Origin of the sequence: Streptomyces sp. NPDC006265 (assembly GCF_040613555.1) — a bacterium.
Classification (GTDB): domain Bacteria; phylum Actinomycetota; class Actinomycetes; order Streptomycetales; family Streptomycetaceae; genus Streptomyces.
In genome coordinates this window covers 1-4,467 of record NZ_JBEXSH010000773.1, presented here as the reverse complement: position 1 = coordinate 4,467, position 4,467 = coordinate 1, and the positions used below count along the sequence as shown (strand labels likewise).

Below are 4,467 nucleotides of genomic sequence, written 5' to 3'. Positions count from 1 at the left end.
CGGGGTGGCGGTGGCCGACGCGGTCGTTTCCCCGACCGGCGACGGCTCCTTCTCGGCGGCCGGTGGGGCGGACCCCTCCGGGGTCTCGGGCGTGCGCTTCGCTGGCATCGGTTCTCCGGTACGGCGGTCGCGACGGTCGCGGCAGGCCCACCGTAATCCGGAATCGGTGGCCCGGAGGCCGGGAGGGGCTCCATGAACATCCGCCCCTGTGTGCCGCGGTGACTCCCTATTCCCTCGTCACCCGCACTCGATACCCCTCCTCGACACCTGCCCCCGCCGCCCCCGCCCCCACGCCCGTGACCTCGATCGTGATCCCCCTCGCCGCGTCGCGGAACCTCTCCCCGGGCGTGAAGGTCGCGTCCGACAACTCGGCGTGGACGTTCGGCGCGCGCGTGCAGCCGCCGCTGTCACGCCGGGCGTCGAGGACCGATACGGGGCCCATGCCCGTGTCCACCTCCGCGTCGACCTTGTAGATCAGGACCCCGGGGCGGCACACCGCCTCGTCGTTGCCGGCGCGGGTGCGCAGTTCGACGGCGTAGCCGGTTCTGCCGTCCAGGGGGACGAAGACCAGCTTGGAGCCACCGGCCAGGGCCAGGGGCGTCAGGGTGTACTCCGTGGTGCCGGGGGAGGCCGCGCAGTGGACCTGGGCGGCGTCGAGCCAGCCCAGCTTCCACTTGTGCCAGCCGAGGAAGTCGTTGTTGGCGCCCCAGTCCTCGCTCATGATGTCCCAGTGGCCGACCGCGCCCCCGCCCTCCGCTGTGTACAGGTCGGGCAGGCCGAAGACATGGCCGTTCTCGTGGGGGAGGACGCGGTAGCCGGTGCGGTCGTAGGAGCCGGAGCCGTCGTCCTGGCGGGAGTAGACGAAGGAGGCGTTGGCCACGGGTATGCCGTCGGCCCTGGGTGCCTCCGGATTGCCGGCGAAGGTGACGGACAGGACCGTGTCCAGGGCCGAGGGGCCGGCGTTGGGGCTCATCAGGACGTTCAGCAGGTCGTACGCGCGGAAGTCCACCTTCGGGTCGGCCGCGGCGACGAGATCCTGGACCAGCGTGCGGTAGCCGGGGTCGAACGGAGCCCCGCGCTCTATGCCGTACTCGCGGAAGGACTTCGGCATCCGCAGCCAGCCCGGTATCGGGGTCTTGGGGCGGTAGTCGAGGCGGCCGTAGGAGCTGGTGCGGAACCACTCGCGGGTCTGCGGGAAGAACTCGTGGTAGCGCTCCTGGGCGTCGCCCTGGCCGGGTGCGTCGGAGAAGTCGACCATCAGGGTGAGGGCGCGGACGGTGCCGGTGGAGCGGGTGTAGCCGGTGGAGGTGGGGATGCCCTCGGACATCTGGACCTCGCGGGCGCCACGGATCATGCAGGGGCCGTGCTCGGCGGTGTGGGACAGGGTGACCGGGCCGGACCCCGCCGTACTGGTGCCCGGGGTGAGGCGGCCCGTGCCGGCCGAGGTGCTGACCGTGAAGGTCAGGGCGGTCACGCAGGCCAGGGCGGCCAGCCGGCGCCTGGGTATCCGGCCGCCGGGCAGGCCGGTGCCGTCCGGGCGGGGGCGCCGGGGCCGCGGCTGTGTGCAAGGGACCTGCAAGGGACCTCCCGCGCCGCGACAGCCTCCCGGTCTCCGGCTGTACCCTTACGATCACCCTGCGTCACGGGATGGGCGGCCGCCCGCTGGAAGAGACCGATCGTGGGATTCCCGCAGTGGCGTGGCGGCCCGCGGTGCGTTTGTGAGGCAGGTCACAAGTAAATCCCGCAGGAGCGGGAAATACCGGGGACCCACTCCCCGTTTAGCCATGTGCCGGATCGAAACGGGGACCCGCTCCCCGGATCGGAGCACCGGACACCCTCAAGCACCACAGCTTCCACACCACGCACACCTACAAGCATCAGGAGTACGCCGTGCAGACCGCCAGCCCCGTCACGCGCAAGGTGTCCCGGCCCCGCGCCGACGCCCTGCGCAACCGGGAGCGGATCGTCACCGCCGCCCGGGAGATGTTCGTCGAGCACGGCCCCGAGGTGCCGCTCGACGACATCGCCCGCCGGGCCGGCGTCGGCAATGCCACGGTGTACCGCAACTTCCCGGACCGCGACGCGCTCGTCCGCGAGGTCGTCTGCTCCGTCATGGACCGTACGGCCGCCGCCGCCGAGGCCGCGCTCACCGAGACCGGCGACGCGTTCGAGGCGCTGGAGCGCTTCGTGCACGCCGCGGCCGACGAGCGGATCAGCGCGCTGTGCCCGATGGTCTCCAGCACGTTCGACCAGCACCACCCGGACCTGGAGGCCGCGCGCGAACGGGTCGAACGACTGGTCGCGGAGGTCATGGAGCGGGCCAGGGCGGCCGGGCAGCTCCGGTCCGACGTGGACGTCGGGGACGTCATGATCGCCGTGGCGCAGCTCAGCCGGCCCCCGGCCGGTACGGACTGTTTCCACGCCGACCGCTTCGTCCACCGCCATCTTCAGCTGTTCCTGGACGGGCTGCGGGCTCCGGCTCGTTCCACCCTCCCGGGCGCGGCCGTGACGCTGGAGGATCTGCGCCGCCCCTGACCGATCAGTTCAGCCCGCCCCACCGGTCTGAAACCTGAACGCCTGAACGCCTGAACGCCTGAACGCCTGAACGCCTGAACGCCTGAACGCCTGAACGCCTGAACGCCTGAACGCCTGACCGCCTGAACGCCCGACCGCCTGAGTGCCTGAGTGCCTGAGTGCCTGAATTACTGCCGCCTGCCCGCCCGCCTGCCCGCCTGAACACCTGAACCACAGTCCCTGCGGCCGTCCCCCGAGGACGGGCCGTCACCTTTCGTCAGCTTTTTCCGTCACGAAGTCCCGAAGTGGGTATCCCCATGTCTGAAACAGCCTCAAAGGCTCTCCGCGCTCCGGGCGCGGAACCGGATGCCGGCCGCTGGAAAGCGCTCGTCTTCATCGCGCTCGCCCAGCTGATGGTCGTCCTGGACGCCACCATCGTGAACATCGCCCTGCCCTCCGCCCAGCAGGACCTCGGCATCTCCGACGGCAACCGGCAGTGGGTGGTCACGGCCTACGCCCTCGCCTTCGGCGGTCTGCTCCTGTTCGGCGGCCGGATAGCCGACCTGTGGGGCCGCAAGAGGGCGTTCGTCCTCGGGCTCGGCGGTTTCGCCGCGGCCTCGGCGCTCGGCGGCGCGGCCACCAACGAGGCGATGATGTTCGGCGCCCGTGCACTCCAGGGCGCCTTCGGTGCCCTGCTCGCGCCCGCCGCGCTCTCCCTGCTCGCCGTGATGTTCACCGACGCCAAGGAGCGTGCCAAGGCCTTCGGCATCTACGGCGCGATCGCCGGTGGCGGCGGCGCCGTCGGTCTGATCCTGGGCGGCTTCCTCACCGAGTACCTGGACTGGCGCTGGACGTTCTTCGTGAACATCCCGTTCGCCATCGTCGCCGCGGCCGGCGCCTACTTCGTCATCCGTGAGCCCGAGGGCGGCCGCAACCGCTCCGCGCTCGACATCCCCGGCGTCATCCTGTCCACCCTCGGCCTGGTCGCCCTCGTCTACGGCTTCACCCGCGCCGAGTCCAACGGCTGGAGCGACTCCGTCACCGTCGGCATGTTCGTCGCCTCGGCCGTACTGCTGGCGTCCTTCGTGCTCGTCGAGTCGAAGGTCAAGGCCCCGCTGCTGCCACTGCGCGTGATCACCGAGCGCAACCGCGGCGGGATCTACCTCTCCCTCGGTCTCGCGATCATCGCGATGTTCGGCCTGTTCCTCTTCCTGACCTACTACCTGCAGATCGTGAAGGGCTACTCGCCGGTCAAGACCGGGTTCGCCTTCCTGCCGATGATCGCGGGCATGATCACGGGCTCCACCCAGATCGGCACCCGTCTGATGACGCGGGTCGCGCCGCGCCTGCTGATGGGTCCCGGCTTCCTGGTCGCCGCGCTCGGCATGCTGCTGCTGACCCAGCTGGAGATCGGTTCCTCCTACGCCGCTCTGCTGCTGCCGGCGATGCTGCTGCTCGGCCTCGGCATGGGTACGGCGTTCATGCCGGCCATGTCGCTGGCCACCCAGGGCGTCGAGCCGCGGGACGCCGGTGTCGCCTCCGCGATGGTCAACACCTCGCAGCAGGTGGGCGGCGCGATCGGCACGGCCCTGCTGAACACCATCGCCGCCTCGGCGACCACGGCGTACGTCGCCGACCACATCGCCGGGGCGACCAGCCGGTCCCAGCAGCAGCTGGTCCAGCTGGAGGCCATGGTGGAGGGCTACACCAGCGCCATCTGGTTCGCCGTCGGCATCCTCGTGGTGGCCGCCGCGATCGCCCTGACGTTCGTCAACGCCGGCCGCCCGGGCGGTACGACGGTGGCGTCCTCCGACGAGGACGCGGCGGACGAGGTGCAGATCCCGGTCGTCGCCCACTGACGGCCGGGCACCACACTCCTTCGGGCCATCCGTAGGCACGGGGAAGGGGACGCCCCTTACCCACGGAATCCAGGACCTGCCCGGCTCCCGCGTC

3 protein-coding genes are annotated in these 4,467 nt (G+C 71.1%); 2 read left to right on the top strand and 1 reads right to left on the bottom strand.

The genetic code is table 11. The features are described 5' to 3' along the window. Positions 1 to 226: 226 nt before the first annotated feature. Positions 227 to 1,492, bottom strand: a complete 1,266-nt coding sequence (locus tag ABZ281_RS39605; RefSeq protein WP_356662828.1) for a M6 family metalloprotease domain-containing protein — start codon at positions 1,490 to 1,492, stop codon at positions 227 to 229. Positions 1,493 to 1,890: 398 nt separating this feature from the next. Between ABZ281_RS39605 and ABZ281_RS39600 the strand changes: the two genes are divergently transcribed. Further along, positions 1,891 to 2,535 carry a helix-turn-helix domain-containing protein gene (locus ABZ281_RS39600; protein WP_356662827.1) on the top strand — a complete coding sequence of 215 codons (645 nt, stop codon included), beginning with the start codon at positions 1,891 to 1,893 and terminating at the stop codon, positions 2,533 to 2,535. Positions 2,536 to 2,831: 296 nt separating this feature from the next. Continuing rightward, the gene (locus ABZ281_RS39595) at positions 2,832 to 4,373 is read left to right on the top strand and encodes an MFS transporter (RefSeq protein ID WP_356662826.1); all 1,542 of its coding nucleotides are present in this window, start codon (positions 2,832 to 2,834) and stop codon (positions 4,371 to 4,373) included. Positions 4,374 to 4,467: the final 94 nt, after the last annotated feature.

Bases quoted from the DNA above. Each gene is read 5' to 3' on its own strand.
- ABZ281_RS39595 (WP_356662826.1), top strand. From the start codon at position 2,832: ATGTCTGAAACAGCCTCAAAGGCTCTCCGCGCTCCGGGCGCGGAACCG.